The 17,320-nt window shown below is 66.5% G+C and carries 17 protein-coding genes; 7 read left to right on the forward strand and 10 right to left on the reverse strand.

The window, feature by feature from the left end; translation table 11 throughout:
* Window positions 1–18: 18 nt before the first annotated feature.
* Genes ON40_RS45140 through ON40_RS45155 form a run of 4 tightly spaced genes read right to left on the reverse strand, consistent with a single transcriptional unit; the run spans window position 19 to window position 5,166 of the window.
* Window positions 19–1,737, reverse strand: a complete 1,719-nt coding sequence (locus tag ON40_RS45140; protein WP_051194571.1) for a dipeptide ABC transporter ATP-binding protein — start codon at window positions 1,735–1,737, stop codon at window positions 19–21.
* Entirely contained in the window at window positions 1,734–2,627 is an 894-nt protein-coding gene (locus ON40_RS45145; protein WP_040831978.1) for an ABC transporter permease, read from the reverse strand. The genes ON40_RS45140 and ON40_RS45145 overlap by 4 nt, the downstream gene beginning before the upstream one ends.
* Window positions 2,627–3,583 (reverse strand): ABC transporter permease, encoded by a 957-nt coding sequence (locus ON40_RS45150; RefSeq protein WP_040831980.1) that lies wholly within the window; start codon window positions 3,581–3,583, stop codon window positions 2,627–2,629. Before ON40_RS45150 ends, ON40_RS45145 begins: the two co-directional genes overlap by 1 nt.
* Complete coding sequence (locus ON40_RS45155; RefSeq protein ID WP_040831982.1) at window positions 3,580–5,166, reverse strand: ABC transporter substrate-binding protein; 1,587 nt, start codon at window positions 5,164–5,166, stop codon at window positions 3,580–3,582. Before ON40_RS45155 ends, ON40_RS45150 begins: the two co-directional genes overlap by 4 nt.
* Before the next feature lie 218 nt (window positions 5,167–5,384).
* Between ON40_RS45155 and ON40_RS45160 the strand changes: the two genes are divergently transcribed.
* Window positions 5,385–7,682: an arylsulfatase gene (locus ON40_RS45160; RefSeq protein ID WP_040831984.1), complete on the forward strand. Its 2,298-nt coding sequence runs from the start codon at window positions 5,385–5,387 to the stop codon at window positions 7,680–7,682.
* Between the two features lie 101 nt (window positions 7,683–7,783).
* Entirely contained in the window at window positions 7,784–8,410 is a 627-nt protein-coding gene (locus ON40_RS45165; RefSeq protein ID WP_040831986.1) for a nitroreductase family protein, read from the forward strand.
* 61 nt (window positions 8,411–8,471) lie between these two features.
* Here the strand turns inward: ON40_RS45165 and ON40_RS45170 are convergent, their stop codons facing one another.
* Both ON40_RS45170 and mdlC read right to left on the reverse strand, forming a co-directional pair.
* Window positions 8,472–9,011: a cupin domain-containing protein gene (locus ON40_RS45170; protein WP_040831988.1), complete on the reverse strand. Its 540-nt coding sequence runs from the start codon at window positions 9,009–9,011 to the stop codon at window positions 8,472–8,474.
* An 80-nt stretch (window positions 9,012–9,091) separates the two neighbouring features.
* Window positions 9,092–10,702, reverse strand: coding sequence for a benzoylformate decarboxylase (gene mdlC / locus ON40_RS45175; RefSeq protein WP_040832128.1), 1,611 nt, complete (start codon window positions 10,700–10,702; stop codon window positions 9,092–9,094).
* A 144-nt stretch (window positions 10,703–10,846) separates the two neighbouring features.
* Here mdlC and ON40_RS53640 point away from each other — a divergent pair, with 144 nt between their 5' ends.
* The 3 genes from ON40_RS53640 (at window position 10,847) to ON40_RS45185 (ending at window position 12,116) form a co-directional block, all read left to right on the forward strand.
* The gene (locus ON40_RS53640; RefSeq protein ID WP_169542020.1) at window positions 10,847–11,014 is read left to right on the forward strand and encodes a hypothetical protein; all 168 of its coding nucleotides are present in this window, start codon (window positions 10,847–10,849) and stop codon (window positions 11,012–11,014) included.
* Between the two features lie 27 nt (window positions 11,015–11,041).
* Window positions 11,042–11,656 (forward strand): NADPH-dependent F420 reductase, encoded by a 615-nt coding sequence (locus ON40_RS45180; RefSeq protein ID WP_040831990.1) that lies wholly within the window; start codon window positions 11,042–11,044, stop codon window positions 11,654–11,656.
* 88 nt (window positions 11,657–11,744) lie between these two features.
* Window positions 11,745–12,116, forward strand: coding sequence for a nuclear transport factor 2 family protein (locus ON40_RS45185; protein ID WP_040831991.1), 372 nt, complete (start codon window positions 11,745–11,747; stop codon window positions 12,114–12,116).
* A 131-nt stretch (window positions 12,117–12,247) separates the two neighbouring features.
* Here ON40_RS45185 and ON40_RS45190 read toward each other — a convergent pair whose 3' ends face one another.
* Both ON40_RS45190 and ON40_RS45195 read right to left on the reverse strand, forming a co-directional pair.
* Window positions 12,248–12,823 carry an NADPH-dependent FMN reductase gene (locus ON40_RS45190; RefSeq protein ID WP_040831993.1) on the reverse strand — a complete coding sequence of 192 codons (576 nt, stop codon included), beginning with the start codon at window positions 12,821–12,823 and terminating at the stop codon, window positions 12,248–12,250.
* 153 nt (window positions 12,824–12,976) lie between these two features.
* Window positions 12,977–13,834, reverse strand: coding sequence for an SDR family NAD(P)-dependent oxidoreductase (locus ON40_RS45195; RefSeq protein ID WP_040831995.1), 858 nt, complete (start codon window positions 13,832–13,834; stop codon window positions 12,977–12,979).
* A gap of 59 nt (window positions 13,835–13,893) precedes the next feature.
* Here ON40_RS45195 and ON40_RS45200 point away from each other — a divergent pair, with 59 nt between their 5' ends.
* The gene (locus tag ON40_RS45200; protein WP_040831997.1) at window positions 13,894–14,547 is read left to right on the forward strand and encodes a TetR/AcrR family transcriptional regulator; all 654 of its coding nucleotides are present in this window, start codon (window positions 13,894–13,896) and stop codon (window positions 14,545–14,547) included.
* On the opposite strand, the gene ON40_RS45205 is transcribed toward ON40_RS45200, so the two are convergent.
* Window positions 14,513–15,502 (reverse strand): LysR family transcriptional regulator, encoded by a 990-nt coding sequence (locus ON40_RS45205; protein WP_063713233.1) that lies wholly within the window; start codon window positions 15,500–15,502, stop codon window positions 14,513–14,515. The genes ON40_RS45200 and ON40_RS45205 overlap by 35 nt on opposite strands.
* Window positions 15,503–15,571: 69 nt before the next feature.
* Between ON40_RS45205 and ON40_RS45210 the strand changes: the two genes are divergently transcribed.
* On the forward strand, window positions 15,572–16,084 hold the full coding sequence (locus ON40_RS45210) for a GNAT family N-acetyltransferase (protein ID WP_218008991.1): 513 nt from the start codon (window positions 15,572–15,574) through the stop codon (window positions 16,082–16,084).
* 426 nt (window positions 16,085–16,510) lie between these two features.
* On the opposite strand, the gene ON40_RS45215 is transcribed toward ON40_RS45210, so the two are convergent.
* Window positions 16,511–17,209 (reverse strand): DUF8020 domain-containing protein, encoded by a 699-nt coding sequence (locus ON40_RS45215; protein WP_040832000.1) that lies wholly within the window; start codon window positions 17,207–17,209, stop codon window positions 16,511–16,513.
* Window positions 17,210–17,320 lie beyond the last annotated feature (111 nt).

Genomic DNA, 17,320 nt, shown 5'->3' on the forward strand with positions numbered 1-17,320 from the left:
CGGCGTCGACCGAGCCTGTCAGGCGCCTGCCGATACCAGCTGAATGGGGGAACGGGTGTGTGCCGGATCGGGTATCGGCACCGCGTCGAGCAGCCGGCGGGTGTACTCCGTGCCGGGATGCGCGAATACCGCTGCCGCCGGACCGGTTTCGATCATCTCGCCGCCGCGCAGCACGACGACGCGGTCGGCGACCTGATGGACCACCGCCAGATCGTGGCTGATGAACAGGCAGGCGAAGCCGTACTCCTCACGCAGATCGGTGAACAGATTCAGGATCTCGGCCTGCACCGAGACATCCAGGGCGCTGGTGGGTTCGTCGGCCACCAGCAGGCGCGGTGCGAGCACGAGAGCGCGGGCCAGGGCGACGCGCTGCCGCTGTCCGCCCGACAACTCGGCGGGGCGACGCGTGGCGTAATCCCTTGGTAGACCAACTGATTCGAGCAGTTGCCCCACTCGGGCACGCATCAGCGAGCCGGTGGCGACGCGGTGCACCAGCAGTGGTTCGCCGACGGACTGTTCGATCGTGCGGCGCGGATCGAGGGATGCGGTGACATCCTGATGCACCAGGGCCACGTTCTTGCGGACCGCGCGCAACTCCCGGGCGTTCAGGCCCCGCAACGAGGTGCCATGCAACTCGACACTTCCCGCGGACACCGGCACCAGGCCGAGCGCTGCCCGGCCGAGAGTGCTCTTGCCGGAGCCGGATTCGCCGACCACACCGATCACTTCCCGGGGCGCGACCGCCAGTGACACCTCGTGCAGGGCGCGAAAGCGCTTGCCGCGCGCGCGATAGACGACCGTGAGACCGCCCACCCGCAGAACCGGGTCCGATTGTCTCGGCACATCCGGCCCGGAGTCCACGGTCGAATTCGAACGCGGATCATCCACCGAGACAGTGGGATCCGGATCCCCCGACGGCTCGGGCAACCGTGGCACGGCCGCCAACAGCGTCCGCGTGTAGCTCTCTCCTGGCGTGTGGAACAGCTCGCGCACCGGCTGCTGTTCGACGACGCGACCCGCGCACATCACCACGACCCGGTCGGCCAACTCGGCGACCACCCCCAGATTGTGACTGATGAACAGAATCGCAGTTCCCCTGCGCTGCTGCAGGTTTCGCAGCAGATCCAGGATCTCGGCCTGCACCGTGACGTCGAGGGCGGTGGTCGGCTCGTCGGCGATCAGCAGATCGGGGTCACCCGAGAGCGCCAGTGCGATGACCACACGCTGCTTCTGGCCGCCGGACAGCTGATGCGGATACCAGTCCAGGCGGTGCCGCGGCTGGGGAATATCGACCAGCTCGAGCAGTTCCACGGCACGGTCACGGGCATCGGCATGCGAGATCGGACCATGTGCCCGCAATGCCCGCACGAGCTGAGTGCCGATCTTCTGCACCGGATTCAGCGCGGTCTGCGGATCCTGGAACACCACGGCCGCACCGGTACCGCGCAGCGCGCGGAGCCGAGCTTCCTCGGCCCCGACGACTTCGACGCCACCGAGCAGGACCGAACCGGATGCCCGCGCACCCTCGGGCAGCAGTCCCAGAACGGCCCGAGCGGTCAGCGATTTGCCGGAGCCGGATTCACCGACCAGGGCGACGATCTCACCGCGCCGGATATCGAAGCTGACCTCGTCGACCACCGTGCGGCACCCGAAAGTCACCGAGAGCGAATGGATATCGAGAACAGTCGAGGCGGGCTCGGGCCCCCGGGCGGACGATGGCGCAGCGGCGGAACTCATCCGATTCTCCTCGCTCGGCCCAGCGCCTGGGCGATCAGCAGGAATCCGAGGGTCAATCCGCCGACGACGACCAGCGGCCCGACAGCCAGGGCCCAGTTGGCGTCCATATTCGACATGGATTCCGAGAGGATGGATCCCAGCGACGGATCGGGCGGGCGCACGCCGATGCCGATGAAGCTCATGGCGCCTTCGATGAACACCGCCAGCGACATCGACAGGGCCAGCTGCACGGCGAGCGGTTCGATCACGTTGGGCAGCACGTGCTTTCGCAACGTCCACCAGGTCCCCGCCCCGATCACCGCGGCCGCCTCCACGTACGGTTGCTCACGCACCTGTAGGACCGCGGTACGGATCTGGCGGCCGAACACCGGCACCTCCGCCGCCACGACGACGATGAAGACCGCATGGACACCCGGGCCGGTGATCGCGGTCAGCGCGATACCGAAGATCAGGGCCGGGAAGGCGAGAATCAGATCGAACACCCGCTGTGCCAGCACATCCGCGACCGCGTTCGTACTCGCGAGCAACCCGGCCAGCGACCCGATCAGCGCCGCGAGCGGCACCGCGCCGAAGACGATGAACGCGTCGATGCGGATGCCGTGGAGCACACGCGAGAACACGTCCCGGTTCAGATCGTCGGTGCCGAACCAGTGCCCGGCACCGGGACCCACCAGATTCGCGCCCGGAATCTGTTCCAGCGGACCGTATTTCGTCAACCACCCGGCCAGTCCGCCCGCGACCACTATGACGACGACGAGCAGCAGCCCGGCAAGTCCCTGCCCGCTGCGGAACGCACGCGTGACCGTGGAACGTTGTCCTGCTTCGGCTTCGGGCGCGTCCTGATCGGCGGCACGGGCCTGCTGCTCGGCCGCAACGGCGAGGTCGGTCATCAGCGTCCTCCGATCCGGAGACGTGGATCCAGCCACGCGTGTCCGACATCGGTGAGCAGTTGGATCGCCACGAACGCCGCCACCGACAGCAGCAGCACCACCTGCACGACCGGATAGTCCCGGCGACTGATGCCCTGCTCGATCAGCTGTCCCAGGCCGGGCCAGGCGAAGATGGCCTCCACCAGTACCGCACCGCCGAGCAGCTGCCCGGTCTGAATCCCGAGTGCGGTCAGCACCGAGGGCAGCGCGTTGCGCAGTGCACCACGAATCACGATCTGCCGGTGCGATATTCCCAGGGCGGTCATCGTGAGGATGTAGGGCTTGCCCAGTTCGGTGCGCAGGGCCTCGGTCAGGAACCGCGTGAGCGCCGCCGAGACGGGCAGTGCCAGACACACCGCGGGAAGTATCAGGTATTGCACCGCGATATCGGGCCGGGCGATGAACCCGGCGGGCGGCACACCACCGGCGGGCAGGATCGGCCACGCAATGGCGAACACCAGCACCAGCAGTACCCCCGTCACGAAGGTCGGCACTGCCACCGCCACCGTATTCGTTGCCGCCACAACAACATTCAGCCATCTGTTCCGCAACGTCACCGAGGCGACGCCGACGACCAGGCTCACCACCACCGCCAGCGACAATGCCGCCACGGTCAACACCGCGGTATTGGCCAGACCGTCGCCGACGAGTTCGGTGATCTGCCCGCCGATGATGTAGGAACGGCCCAGATGGAAGGTGAACAGACCACCGAGCCAGCTCACATACTGCGCGGGAATCGAACGGTCCAGACCCAGCTGATGACGGATGGCGGCGACGGTATCGGGCGTCGCGTCCGCACCGGCCAGGGTGGTCGCCGGATCCCCGGGAACCAGCCGTAGCAGCAGAAAAATCAGTATCGATGCGGCGAACAGGATCAGCACAGCGGAAGGCAAGCGGCGCAACAGGTATCGGATCATGCCAGGAATGCCTCGCTGAGTAGGGTTTCGCGGCTCTTGGTCCAGGCGTAGCCGTGCACTCGCTTGGTGGCCGCGTACTGCTGTATGTGAGCACCGATTTCGATGAGGAACAGCCCGTCGAGCAACTGGTCGCTGAGCTCGAGATAGGCACGCTGCGCGTCGGGGCCGATGCCCTGCTTCACCTGCCACGCCGCATCAGCGGCGGCGACATACCCACCGGATTCGAAGTGCGAGGCATTCTTTCGCGCATTGAACGGATACGCGCTCACGGTGAGCGTGGACGGCACGAATTGCGCCCACGAATGGTCGAGGATCCACAGACCCGGATATCGGCCGCCGATCAGTTTCTTCACCGCGGTGGCGGGATCGTTCGGATCGAGGATCACCTCGATGCCCGCCTCGGCGAGGTTGGCCTGCACGATCTGGGCGACAGCCTGGTAGGAGGGGATGTCGGTGCCATAGGACAACGTCAGCTTCGGCGGTTTCCCGGTCTGCGCCACCAACTCTCGCGCCTTGCCGAGATCACGTGCGTAGCGGGTGTTGCGGACGCTGTCATAGGCCGGAGAGTTCCTGGGCCACGGCAGATTCAGCGGGTAGCCGGTACCGCGGTACACCTCGGTGATGATGCGATCCCGGTCTATCGCATGGGCGATCGCCTGACGCAGCCGCACATCGGCGAGTTCGGGGTTCGTCACGTTCACGCCGACGTAGATCTGCAGTTCCGCCCCGTCGAAATCAACGGTCTTGAATGCCGATGAGCGGGCGAGACTTTCGTTGTCGCGATAGGTCAGGCTCGTGGCGACCTCGATCCGCCCGGAGCGCAGCGCGTTCAGCTGGGCCTGACTGTCGGGAATGATCGACAGCTCGACCCGGTCCAGGTACGGGCGGTCCGGGATTCGATAGTGCCGATTGCGTTCGAACACGATGCGAATGTTGGGGTCTCGCTGCGTCAGTCGGAACGGGCCGGTGCCGACGAAGGTGTTCTCGGTCGTCACGGCGCCGAGCGTCTCGCTGTCCAGGATCGGCACGGTGTCGAGCAGATCGAAGATATTGCCCAGCGGGTGTGCGAAGTGCAACACGATCTGATGCGGTGTGCTGGTGTCGAATCCGGTCACCGCCGCGGCCGTGCTCTTCATCTGCGCGGACCACTTCGGGTCGGCGTAGGTGCGCAGCGAGAACTCCACATCCGCGGCGGTGAACGCGCGGCCGGTGTGGAAGACGACATCGTCGCGCAACTGCAGCGTGATCGACAAACCGTCGTCGGCGAGCGTCCACGACTTCGCAAGCAGCGGTGCGGGTTCCAGGCTGTCGTGCGGATATCGCACCAGCGTCTCGTACACCAGCCCGATGACGAATGGCACGGCGCCGGTATTGGTGAGCAGCCCCGCGGGCGACAGGTCGACCGGAGCGCCGATCTTCAGCGTGCCGCCACGCACTGGTTTCGCATTCTCGTCCGCGGCTGCCCGCTGCTCCCCGACCGCCGAGGTGCACGCCGCGAGCGTGCCGGCGCCGAGAATCGCCAGCGCGGTAACGCTCGCGGCGCGCAGGAGATGCCGACGATCGAAGCCGGGAGGTGAAGTCATCGAACAGTCCTTGTGACAACGAACCGCTCGGAGCGGAACAATCGGATGCGGGCGCAGAAATAGCGTCAGCGACAGCGCATACCTGCCCGGCAGGGCAGACGGAAGCCACCGGTGATCATGCCGTCGACGTTATCCACGGCGGCGTTCCACGACATCTGTTGCGCGCACCGTGCGTGAAACCCTGGCGATCGGGGCGCGCCGCCGGATTGGGTGGGCGCATGCCTGTGCCCGAGTACGCCCGCGGATACGAACACTTCACCGGTTCGGTCGGCCGCACCACCGCCGATTCCACCCCGCAGTGGACCTACCCGCCGACCGCGCCCGCTGGTGCGCCGAACATTATCGTGGTGCTGGTCGACGACATGGGCTACAGCGACATCGGACCGTTCGGATCCGAGATCGAGACGCCCACGCTGGATCGGCTGGCCGCGCGGGGCATCCGGCTCACCAACTACCACACCACTCCCCTGTGCTCGCCCTCACGCGCCGCGCTGTTGACCGGAATCAATTCCCACCGTGCGGGTTTCGGGTTCGTCGCGAATGCCGATCCTGGCTATCCCGGGCTCCGGCTGGAACTGGCCGACGATGTGGCTACTCTCCCGGAGATCCTGCGCGACAACGGATACGCCACCTACGCGGTCGGCAAGTGGCATCTGGTGCGCGATGCCACCATGAACCCTGCCGCACACCGGGATTCGTGGCCGACGCAGCGCGGTTTCGACCGCTACTACGGCTCGTTGGAGGGCTTCAACTCCTACTTCCATCCGAATCAGATCATCTCCGACAACTCGGTGGCCGACGTCGAGGAGTATCCCGAGGGCTACTACGTCACCGATGATCTCACCGACAAGGCGATCTCCTATCTGAGGGATCTTCGCGCGCACGACGCCACCAAACCGTTCTTCCTGTACTTCGCCCACGTCGCGCTGCACGGCCCGCTACAGGCCAAGGAGGTCGACCTGGCGAAGTACCGCGGCCGCTATGCCGAGGGCTGGGATCGGGTGCGGCAGCGGCGTTTCGACTCGCAGATCGCACAGGGCCTGTTCCCCGCGGGCACCCGGCAGAAGCCACGCAACACCGAGCCGGGATACGAAGCGCAGGAATGGGATTCGCTCACCGACGCCGAACAACGCCGGTTCGCCCGGTACATGGAGGTGTACGCGGCGATGGTCGACAACATCGACCAGAGCCTGGGTCGACTGCTCGATGTGCTGGAACAACTCGGCGAGTTGGACGACACCATCGTGGTGTTCACCTCCGACAACGGTGGCACCGCGGAGGGCGGCCCGGTCGGAACCCGCAGTTACCTGGCGGAATTCGCGCACGTCGACGATCCGGACTGGGTCGGTGACGTGCCACACGACGAGGAGTTGATCGGCACCGCGCGGCTCGGCGTGCACTACCCGCGCGGCTGGGGGCAGGCATCGAACACGCCGTTCCGGTTCTACAAGGGACAGACCTTCGCCGGTGGAGTGCGGGTGCCGTTCGTGGTGTCCTGGCCGAGGGGGCTGCCCGCCGGGGAGATCCGCACCGAATACACCTACGTCACCGATCTCGCACCGACGTTGCTGGAGCTGGCCGGCCTGAACCGATCCGGCACGCGAAACGGTCTGCCCGCCAAGGAATTCGATGGCGTGTCGGCAGCAGAGGTGTTGCGGGATCCACAGGTGCGCTCGCACCACGTCGAACAGTATTCGGAGATGACCGGGCACCGCGGCTTCTATCGTGACGGCTGGAAGCTGCTGGCTCTGCACGAACCCGGCGCCGATGTGGACGATCCACGCTGGCAATTGTTCGACGTGCGCACGGATCCGACGGAGTTGCACGATGTTTCGGCGGCCTTCCCGGACAAGGTGGCCGAACTGGCCCGCGCCTGGGACGAATCGGCCTGGAAGAACACCGTTTTCCCACTGATCACCCGCAAGGATCTGGCACAGCGGCGGCCGGAGGAGGCTCGCCTGTCCGAACCGGTGCGTATTCTGCCCGGGACGCCGACCCTGGAACGCTATCGCTCGCAACGGTTGATCGCGTACCGCGATTTCACGATCACCGCCGAACTCGGCGAGTACGAGCCCGGGAACGAGGGAGTACTTGTCGCACACGGTGATCCGCAAGGCGGCTACCTGTTGTACATCGAAGATGGCCGAGTAATGTTCGGTTTCAACAGCTATGGGCGGTACGCCGCTGTCGAGACACCCATTTCATCTGGCGCACAGCGGATCACCGTGTCGGCACTGGTACGTCCGCGACTGCGGTGGGACTTCACCGTCGGCATCGACGGCGACACCGCCGCGCAACTGCCCGATCAGGTGCAGCTGGCCGGAATGTCGCCGTGGACAGGCATTTCGGTCGGCGTGGACGCACGCGGCCCGGTCTCCTGGGATCTGCGCACGCGCCGGGGACCGTTCCGCTACACCGGTGACCTGCGGGCCGTCGTCTACACCCCGGGCCGCCGGCGGGTTCCCGAACAGACCGCGCACGCGCTGGAAGCCGCCGCCGAACTCGTCGCCGAGTAGGTTTCAGCCTCCTGCCGGAAACGGTCGATTCGGCCGAGCGAGGAACAAAACGGAGGTCTGGCCCCCTTGCACCGAATACATCGACCAGAAGGAGTCCTGTTGTGACCGAGCTGCTTCCGCTCACCCCGGACGAGTTGCTGACCACCACCCGCGCCGTGCGCCGCAGACTCGATCTGACCCGGCCGGTGCCGCTGGAGGTGATCCGCGAGGCGCTGGAGGTGGCCCTGCAGGCTCCCTCGGGAGGTAACCAGCAGCGATGGCACTGGATCGTGCTGACCGATCCGGCGATCAAGGCGAAGGTCGCGGAGCACTATCGGCGCTCGCATCTGGCCTACCGCGAGGCGGGGGGCGAGCCGGCCGACGAGAGCGCCGCACGGATCGCCACCAGCTCGGACTATCTGCGCGAGGTGATGGCCGAGGTGCCGGTGCTGGTGATCGGCGCGATCGACACCGGAAGCACCGCCGAACTCAGCGGCAATCAGGCCGGACTGTGGGGTTCGCTGCTCCCGGCCGCGTGGAGCCTGGCGCTGGCGCTGCGCGCGCGGGGCCTCGGGACCACCTGGACCACACTGCATCTGCAGTACGAGCGTGAGGTCGCCGAAATCCTCGGCATCCCCGACAACGTGCGTCAAGGGGTGCTGCTGCCGGTCGCCTACACCAAGGGCACCGACTTCCGGCCGGGCCCGCGCGTCGACCTCGACTCGGTGCTGCACATCGACCGCTGGTGAGGCTCACCCGTGCCCGGTGGCCGACGAGGTGGTCGGCCACCGGCGCGGAGTGCGCCCCGCGCTATTCGGTCCCGGTGTGACGCCGAGTGATCACGACCGGTTTGATCTCGTCGGGGATCTGGTCGAACGCCGATACCGACACGCCGAACGACGCGGCGAGCACCGAGCGGGGCAGGCTGTTGAGCGTGCCGACGATCCCGATGTCGTCATTGGGCTCCTGGGTGCTGGTGTTGAACACCACCAGCACATCCAAACCCTCTGTATCGCTGGCATTTTCGAAGTAGTGGAAGAATCCACGCGGAGCGAACACCAGGTCGCGCGGGCCGGCTTCGAACAGGTCGTTGTGGTAGGTGCCGTCCGGATGCGTACCGAGCATGGTCCATCGGGCGAGCCCGGAGATCACGAAGTTCAGCTCCCAGGCCGAGGGGTGCCAGTGCGGTTCGCGGATTCCGCCGGGCTCAAGATGGATCAGATACACCGATCCTTCCTGATCCCGCAGAACGGGAAAGTTCTGCTCGTGCGCGCCCTGCAACTCGCCGCCGTCGAATCTGTTCGGCTCGGACGCCGAGAAACGGAAGACATAGGGGTGATCGGTTGTCATGCCAGGCTCCTTGAATGTCGAAACCGCATGGGGGCAATAGCTTTCGCAGTCACGCGCCCGAGGTCACCGACCGCGGATGCTCAGAGTGCGGCCTTCTCCGGTTGGGTGGTCACCACGATGACGGTGGTGGCGCCGGATTCCAGCGCGAGCCGGAACTCCTTCTCGAGGTCGCCGGCGGAGCTGACGTCGACCGAATGGCAGCCCAATCCTCTTGCCACCGAAGCGATATCGAGACCGGGCAGGTCGAGTCCGGGCACGCCCGGCGTCTGTTCCAGATCGGCGAAGGATTTGAGGATGGAGTACTCGTGGTTGCGCATCACCACGTACACGATCGGCACCTCGTGTTGTACCGCCGTCCACAGCGCCTGGACCGAATACTGGAAGGAACCGTCCCCGATCAGGCCGATCACCGGGCGCGAGACACCGCGGTCACGATCACCCAGCGCGACCCCGACCGCCGCCGGCGCGGCCCAGCCGATACCGCCACTGGCAGTGGCGAACATCGAATCCGGCTCCACGGTGGGCAGCCACTCGGCATGCTGGGTCATCGTCGAGGTGGACTCGTTCACGAACACGGCATGTTCGGGACGGACTTCGCTCAGAGCCGCGTAGACCTCGTCAGGGGTCAGCGTCCCGTTCGACGCTTCCGGCAGGCTCCGCCGGCGCGGCATCGGCTTCGGCATCTCACGGCCTGCCCCGTCGCCCACCAGTCCGGTGAGCAGCTCGATCGACAGTCGCGCGTCACCGAGGAGGCTGTCACCGGCACGGGCGGCCGCGGCAACCGCCGGGTCGTCGGTGATCTGCAGCAATTCGGTTCCGGCAGAAAGGATCTCGCCGGGCACGTAAGGGTAGTAGCGGAAGACCTCGGCCCCGATCACCACGACGAGGTCGTGTCCGGCCAGGCGCTCGCCGATGGCCTTGACCGACATACCGACCGAGCCCTGGAACAACGGGTGGTCCTCGGGGAAGGCGGCACGATCCGGGAGCGGAGGTGCGTACACCGCGGCCCGCATCTTCTCCGCCAACGCAATCCCGGCGTCCCATCCGCGGGCACGGTCCACATCCGGCCCGAGAATCAGGGCCGGCCGCCGACTCATCGCGATGCGCTCGGCGAAGATTCGCAGCCGCTCCGGATCGGGCGCATACCTCGTACTGACATCCCGCACCACCGCCGGGCCTTCCAACGGCTGATCCCAGTCATCGAGCGGAACCGACAGGAACACCGGCCCGGCGGGAGGCTGCACGGCCATCGCATAGGCCCGCATGAACGCCTCGGGCACGGCCTCGGCACGTGCGGGCTCGTAGGACCACTTCACCCACGGCCGCGGCATCGCCACCGCGTCGCGGTTACTCAGGTACGGGTCGCCGATCAACAGTTCGCGATGCTGCTGACCGGCCACGATGATCAGCGGCGTGTGCCCGTGATAGGCCGCGACCAGGTTGCCGATGCTGTTGCCCAGCCCCGCCGAGGAGTGCAGGTTCACCAGCGCCGGACGCCGCGTGGTCTGAGCGAAGGCATCGGCCATGGCGATGACGGACGCTTCCTGCAGCCCCAGGACATACGTGAAATCATCCGGGAAGTTCTTGAGGAACGTCTCCTCGGTCGACCCCGGATTCCCGAAGATCGTGGTCAGACGTAACGACCTCAGCAAATCGTATGTAACGCTCTGCACGGACGATTTCGCGGTCATCATGATCGGTCAACTCCCTTCGCCGGTGGGAGTCGGCAATCGAGCGAGGAGTGTCCGTGTGCGCACGGAAATGATGCCAACGACCTTGTCGGCCAGGAATGCCACACAATCCACTACAGACTGCCGACTGCGGGGTGTAGCGCTATGACGAAGATCGATGATACCCACTCCGAGCGCAATTCTGAACAATTCCAACCATTGTCAGCAACCATCCAGCGACAGTTCTGCACACCTCGCTGCGCGACAGCTACCATCGGCGAGGACGCGCTGCGCGATCACACGGCGACGGTCCGGCAACGGCTCGGGACGTGATCGAATGCGACAGAGGAGTCGACTTCCATGTTCGATGACACCATCGGAATTCTCGGAGCGGGAAATATCGGCCAGGCGGTCGCGGACAAGGCCGTACGTCATGGCCACGAGGTACTCATCGGCAACAGCCGGGGCCCGGACACGCTCCGGGCCGTGGTGGAGCAGTTGGGGCCGAAGGCCCGCGCGGTGACAGCTCAGGAGGCAGCGCAGCCGGATCTCGTATTCCTCGCGGTGCCGTTCTTCGCCGTGCCGGATCTGACCGGCCTGACCGATTGGTCCGGGAAGATCGTCGTCGACACGACGAATCAGTTCGCCACGGCGAACCCCTGGCAGGGCCGCTACGACGTCGGTGATCGTACGGGCAGCGAGTGGGTCGCCGAGCACCTTGCGGGCGCGCGGATCGTGAAGGCGTTCAACACGTTGTTCGCCGCGTTCATCGCCGCGGACCCCCGGCATGCCGAGGGGCGGCAGGTGGTCTTCTATGCGGGCGACGATGCCGATGCGAAAACCGAAGTGGCCGCGCTGTTGGACGAATTCGGGTTCGCCGCGCTGGATCTCGGTGGTCTGCGGGCGGGCGGACAGCTCATGCAGCTGGACGGTCCGCTCAATGCGAAGCACTTGCTGCTTCAGGATGTCGGTTGACGCCCTGGCCATCTCGGTCGACTCGACAGGTCGCGAGGCGCCTGCCCGAATGCACTGATGTCGACCACTCCGCACGGAAGGACTCGTTATGACCAGCTCCCCCGCCGAGCTCATGCGAAGCAACTTGCTCGAAGTCTTCGACGAGCCCGATGCGAACCGCCGGGCCGCGGTCATAGCCGCGAACTATTCCGACGATGTGCTGTGGCACGAACCGGATCGAATTATCCACGGGCGCAAGGAATTCGAGATTCGCGCCGCGGAGTTGCGGGCCGAGCACCCGGACTGGGTCTTCCGGCCCGCGGGCCCGGCGTCCGAGCTGGACGACATCGGCCACCTCGGATTCCGGTACGGTCCTCCCGATCAACCGCCGGTCGTCAGCGGGATGGACATCGCCCGGACCAGGGACGGCGTCATCATCGAGCTCTACACCATCGTCACCGACATCCGTCAGCTGTCCTAGCTGGTCTGCCGAGCTGCCCGGACCGAACACGGTTGTTCTCCGGTCGGCATACGCGACCATCCGGATGCACTGCCGCGCCGTCGGTCAGGCAGCGGGCAGCCTGACCGACCGAGGTGCGCGCTGGCGCCCGTTCAGCCGGGCGGCGGCGGGATCGTGCCGTGGATGCGGCCGATGAAGGTGGCGAAATCCGCCATGAACCCGGTGAGGAACCGTTTGGTCGAGTCGTCGAGGACATCGCCGTCCGGGGTGAAGACGTCCGGGTGGAACTGGATGTAGGCCTCAGGGGAGGTCATCTGCGGGGAATTGCAGTAGCCCAGGACACTGCGCAGACTGAGCTGAGCGATCGCGGTGCCGAGCTTGCCCGGCGAGGCGCCGATGACCGCGGACGGCTTGAGTGTGAACGAGTTGTCGCCCCACGGGCGGCTGCCCCAGTCGATGGCGTTCTTCAGCGCGCCCGGGATCGACCGGTTGTATTCCGGCGTCACGAACAGCACGGCGTCGACCGAGGTGATGGCCGCTTTGAGCGCCCGGCCCTCCGGCGGGTAGTCGGTGTCGTAGTCGTGGTTGTACAGCGGCAGATCCTTGATCGGAATCTCGGTGAACGTCAACTGCGGTGGCGCCAACCGGATCAGGGCCTTGGACAAGGTCCGGTTGATGGATCGGGTGGACAGACTGCCGATGATGTAGCCGACCGTGTAGGTACTCACGCGATGCCTCCTGAACAGCGGGTTTCCGGTGCTTCACGGAGCGTGCGGCGCCGTCGACGCGCGGCGGTTCGCCGGGAGTGCCTCGTCAACGTAGCACGTCCCAGCGGTCGCATGGCCCGGTCTGCCAGCAGGCGACGTCGTCACCGGCTCCCATCAGTCGGCGGGGAGAGCGACCGGATAGTTCTGGTCGAAGTCGGCGGATCGGCTCACCGCCGCCCACTCGGCCGCTTCCTCGAGCTGGCCGCGCGAATACGCCTGCGCCATGTCCACGGCACCGGCTCCGAGTAGCAGGTGGGCGGGCGGATTCTGGCTCTGGACCACCCGCACCAGGATCTCGGCGGCGCGTTCCGGGTCACCGGCCGCTGCGCTGTTGCGGAACCGCCGCACCATCGCGGCGACGGTCTGGTCGTACTCCGCGGGGATCTGATGAATCTGCATCGACGAGCCGGCCCAGTCGGTGGCGAATCCGCCGGGCTCGACGACGAGGTTCCGGATGCCCAGCGGTGCGGTTTCGGCCTGAAGTACCCGGGTGAAGCCGTCGACTGCGAACTTCGCCGCCTGATAGGACCCCAGGCCCGGGGTCGCGCCGACGCGGCCCCCGATGGAGGAGAACTGGACGATGGTGCCCGCGCCCTGGGCTTTGAGGACCGGCAGGGCTGCGGTCGAGACGTTGTAGACGCCCCAGAAGTTGGTGTCGAACTGTCGACGGAAATCGTCCTCGGACATGGTCTCCACCGGCGCCACGTTGGCGTACCCAGCGTTGTTGACCACGACGTCGATCCGGCCGAAGGCGGCGACACCCGCCTCGACAGCGGCGACCGCCGCGGTTCGATCGGTGACATCGAGCGCCACCGGCAGCACCCGATCGCCGTAGCGGCGGACCAGTTCGTCGAGTTGCTCGGGTTTTCGTGCCGTGGCGACGACTTGGTCGCCGGCCTGCAGGGCCGCGACCGCGAGAGCGTGACCGAAGCCGCGCGAGGAGCCGGTGATGAGCCAGGTTCGTGTTGTCATGCTTTTAGCAAAACACTGTTTCGCTATTAACGCAACCGCGTTGCACTACACTGTGGAGTATGAGTTCGACCTCACCTCAGCGGGCACGCAGTACAGAAGCCAAGCAGCAGCGCGAGCAGACGATCCTGGCTGCCGCCCGGTCGTTGGGCGCCCAGCACAGCGTGCGCGAGGTCACCCTCACCGACATCGCCACCGCTGTCGGCATGCACAAGTCCGCCATGCTGCGCTATTTCGAGACCCGCGAGCAGATTTTCCTGATGCTGACCGCCGAAGGCTGGCGAGAATGGGTGCAGGCGTTGCGCATACGGCTGTCCGCACTCACCGATGTCGAGCCGGAGACGATCGCCGGAGCTCTCGCACAATCGCTCACGGCCCGGCCCCTGTTCTGCGACCTACTCGCCCAGGCGCCGATGAACCTGGAACGCAACGTGTCCCTCGAGGCCGCATACGCGTTCAAGATGGCCGTGCTCGCCGAGGTCGACACCCTGAACACCGCACTGCGACAACAGATCCGCATCACCGAGTCCGCGGCCGTCGACGTGATCTCCACGGCGACGGGCATGGCCGGAGCGCTGTGGCAGATGGCCGCACCCGGCACCGGTCTGCGCACGCTCTACGAATCCCACCCTGAACTGGCGCATGCGGTCGTCGACGTCGAACCGAGACTGACGCGCATCCTCACCGCCCTGCTGACGGGAATGGCACCGACCTGACCGAATCACCAAGGCCGCCCAGGGAATCCGGACCGGAGGTGGCGACCTCCCGGTCGCCCGCCCGAGACTCGGCCTTCGGCAGTAGCGCCAGGAAGTTGCGAACGAGAGCTCGATCGTCATCGGCCCGGTGAGCCACATAAACCGTTGTCGTGGAGTCTGTTTCGGTGAGTGGCACGATGCGGACGGTCGGCGGCGCGGTGAACGTCGCGCTGCGCGGTGCGATGGTGACGCCCAGCCCCTCACCCACCAGATACAGGACGGTGGTCCAGTTGTTGCCTTCCTGGACGATGCGGGGCCGGTGACCGGCTTCTACCAGGGGTTGCAGGTTCTTGTCGTGGGCGTGGGCCCCGGCAGCCCGGGGGAAGAACACCAGCGGGTCGTCGGCGAGGTCGGGGCCGGTGAGGGCGGGGCGGTCCGCCAGCGGGTGATCGACCGGCAGCACCGCCATGAAGGGCTCGGTGACCAGCGGGAATACCACGGTGTCGGGCTGTTCGTCGGGGTCGCGCACGATCGCCATGTCCAGCGCACCGTGGCCGAGCCGCGCCATCATGTGGCTGGTGTAGCCCTCGATCAGGTCGATCTGCACCAGCGGGTAGCGGTCCCGGAACTGCCGCACACTCCGCAACGGCTCGAGCGGCAGCACCGATGGGACGAAGCCCAGGTAGAGCCGCCCCTGGCTACCCTGGCCGATGCGCGCGACCTCGTCCAGATCGCGGGTCGCGTGCGCGAGGATCGCCGCGGCCCGCTCACGCAGCACCTCACCCGCCGGAGTCAGCGCGACACTGCGCGAGGTGCGGTCGAACACACGGGTTCCCAGAAGCGTTTCCAGCCGCTGGATCTGCTGGGTCAGCGCGGGTTGAGCGATGTGCAGCCGCCCGGCCGCCCGGCCGAAATGCAGCTCCTCGGCCACGGCCAGGAAGTATCGCAGATGCCGTAGTTCGACCCCATCAGCCATAAGTTCAACGTATCAATCGGACCCGTCAAGTATTGGACGTGATCATTCGCCACCGGGCATGCTGACGAGGTGACACCGCAGACCGCATCCGTTACCGCCGAACAGATCAACACCATCGTCGTCGAGCCGATGTCGGGCCCGGCCGACGCACGCGCGTTCAAGGACCTCAACGAGGAATGGATCGTCGAGCTGTTCACCCTCGAACCCGCCGACTCGGTCAAACTGGACGATCCGGAACGCGAAATCGTCGCCAAGGGCGGACACGTACTCATCGCCCGCGACGGCGAGGACATCGTCGGATGTGTGGCACTGGTGGCGGAGGGCGACGGCGTGTTCGAGCTGTCGAAGATGGCCGTGGCACGCAACCGGCGCGGTAACGGCCTGGGCCGGATCATCCTGCGCGCAGCCATCGACTACGCCCGACGCCAGAACGCCACCACGCTGTTCCTCGGCAGTAGCACCAAACTGGCCGACGCTGTGCACCTCTACGAATCGATCGGCTTCGTACACGTCCCCAGCGACCAGATCGGCCCCGTGCCCTACGAGCGCGCGGATGTGTTCATGCGCTACGAGCTGCACTGACAGCTACACCTTACGCGGCTGGGACGACCGGATAGCCAAGTGCGCGAAGATGTTCCACGTCGCGGCGCGTGACATCGGCCGGCCGATTCACGAGATCTGTTGCGCCCGTTGGATCAGGAGTGTGCGTACGGCCTGTACCGCGGGCCGGAACCCGGCCTCCTCGCACCAGGGCGTAAGCAGATGGGTCACCGTCTCGCCCGCGATCCACTGCTCGTCGCGCAGGTCGGCGATGTCGATCGGACTTTTCGGTGCCGGATCCGATGATGTTCGGGCAGAACGAGTTTCGAGTGGTCGGTGTACAGCCGCTCATGATGTGGTTCGGGCGGCCGCGGTGCGGCGACACGATCCCGGCGACCGCGCGAAGACGGTCAGCCCCGGCTAAAGCCGGGGCTGACCGGTATTTCTGTGTTCCGCCAGCTCCGGGACCTACTTGGCCGGGTTGACCGGGGGCTGATTGATGGTGGTGAAGTACTGGACCGCGGCAGCGATCGCCGCCGGGGCGGTGATCAGGATCTGGCCCGCGAGGGTACCCAGCGCGCCGACGGCGACGATGCCGCCGAGGCAGCCGATGGCCGCCGCCGGAATGAATGCGCCGAACAGACCGACGATCGTCGCTGCGGCCACGGTCGCACCGGCGATACCGCCGAGCACACAGCCGACGGCGCCGCCACCGAGGCCGCCGACCAGGGTGCCCAGCGTGGCGCCCATGGTGATCGTGCTCGTCAACCGCGACCAGGCGGCCTGCTCACGGTCGTACGGGGTCTTCCACGGCGCAGTGTTCTCGTACGGCAGGGAGACCGGTTTGTAGGTCGCGTGCGCCCTGTCGAACTTCGGCGTCAGGGTGGCCGTGCGACCGGCGATGTCGGCCGCGATCGGGAACTCGAAGTCATCGACCCGGAAAGTCAGCGGCATGCCGGCGACCACGGTGCCGTTGGCGGCCTTGACCTTGAAAATGCCGTTCTGCACGACCATCGATCCGGCATCGGTTGTGACGATCGACTGGGTGTCGGTGGCGTGGGCGGTGAAGCCGACCGCGTGCTGCGCCGGGGGCGCAGCGCCGGCGGAACCGGACGCGATCCCGACCGCGGCCACCAAACCCGCGGTCACGGTGACGATTTTCCTCATCTTTTTTCTTTCCTCTCGGCTGCTCTCTTGGACGACGCGCCGAGTGCGCCGGATGCCCGGCGCGAGAGCGCCGGGCGGATCTGTCCATCGATGCGCTGTCCGGTCTCCGTG

Origin of the sequence: Nocardia jiangxiensis NBRC 101359 (assembly GCF_000308615.1) — a bacterium.
In the GTDB taxonomy this organism is placed as follows: domain Bacteria; phylum Actinomycetota; class Actinomycetes; order Mycobacteriales; family Mycobacteriaceae; genus Nocardia; species Nocardia jiangxiensis.

Coding starts and splice junctions, on each gene's coding strand:
- ON40_RS45200 (WP_040831997.1), top strand. CDS start 13,894: ATGAGTTCGACCTCACCTCAGCGGGCACGCAGTACAGAAGCCAAGCAG.
- ON40_RS45195 (WP_040831995.1), bottom strand. CDS start 13,834: ATGACAACACGAACCTGGCTCATCACCGGCTCCTCGCGCGGCTTCGGT.
- mdlC (WP_040832128.1), bottom strand. CDS start 10,702: ATGACCGCGAAATCGTCCGTGCAGAGCGTTACATACGATTTGCTGAGG.
- ON40_RS45160 (WP_040831984.1), top strand. CDS start 5,385: ATGCCTGTGCCCGAGTACGCCCGCGGATACGAACACTTCACCGGTTCG.
- ON40_RS45215 (WP_040832000.1), bottom strand. CDS start 17,209: ATGAGGAAAATCGTCACCGTGACCGCGGGTTTGGTGGCCGCGGTCGGG.
- ON40_RS45145 (WP_040831978.1), bottom strand. CDS start 2,627: ATGACCGACCTCGCCGTTGCGGCCGAGCAGCAGGCCCGTGCCGCCGAT.
- ON40_RS45155 (WP_040831982.1), bottom strand. CDS start 5,166: ATGACTTCACCTCCCGGCTTCGATCGTCGGCATCTCCTGCGCGCCGCG.
- ON40_RS53640 (WP_169542020.1), top strand. CDS start 10,847: ATGACGAAGATCGATGATACCCACTCCGAGCGCAATTCTGAACAATTC.
- ON40_RS45140 (WP_051194571.1), bottom strand. CDS start 1,737: ATGAGTTCCGCCGCTGCGCCATCGTCCGCCCGGGGGCCCGAGCCCGCC.
- ON40_RS45185 (WP_040831991.1), top strand. CDS start 11,745: ATGACCAGCTCCCCCGCCGAGCTCATGCGAAGCAACTTGCTCGAAGTC.
- ON40_RS45170 (WP_040831988.1), bottom strand. CDS start 9,011: ATGACAACCGATCACCCCTATGTCTTCCGTTTCTCGGCGTCCGAGCCG.
- ON40_RS45150 (WP_040831980.1), bottom strand. CDS start 3,583: ATGATCCGATACCTGTTGCGCCGCTTGCCTTCCGCTGTGCTGATCCTG.
- ON40_RS45205 (WP_063713233.1), bottom strand. CDS start 15,502: ATGGCTGATGGGGTCGAACTACGGCATCTGCGATACTTCCTGGCCGTG.
- ON40_RS45180 (WP_040831990.1), top strand. CDS start 11,042: ATGTTCGATGACACCATCGGAATTCTCGGAGCGGGAAATATCGGCCAG.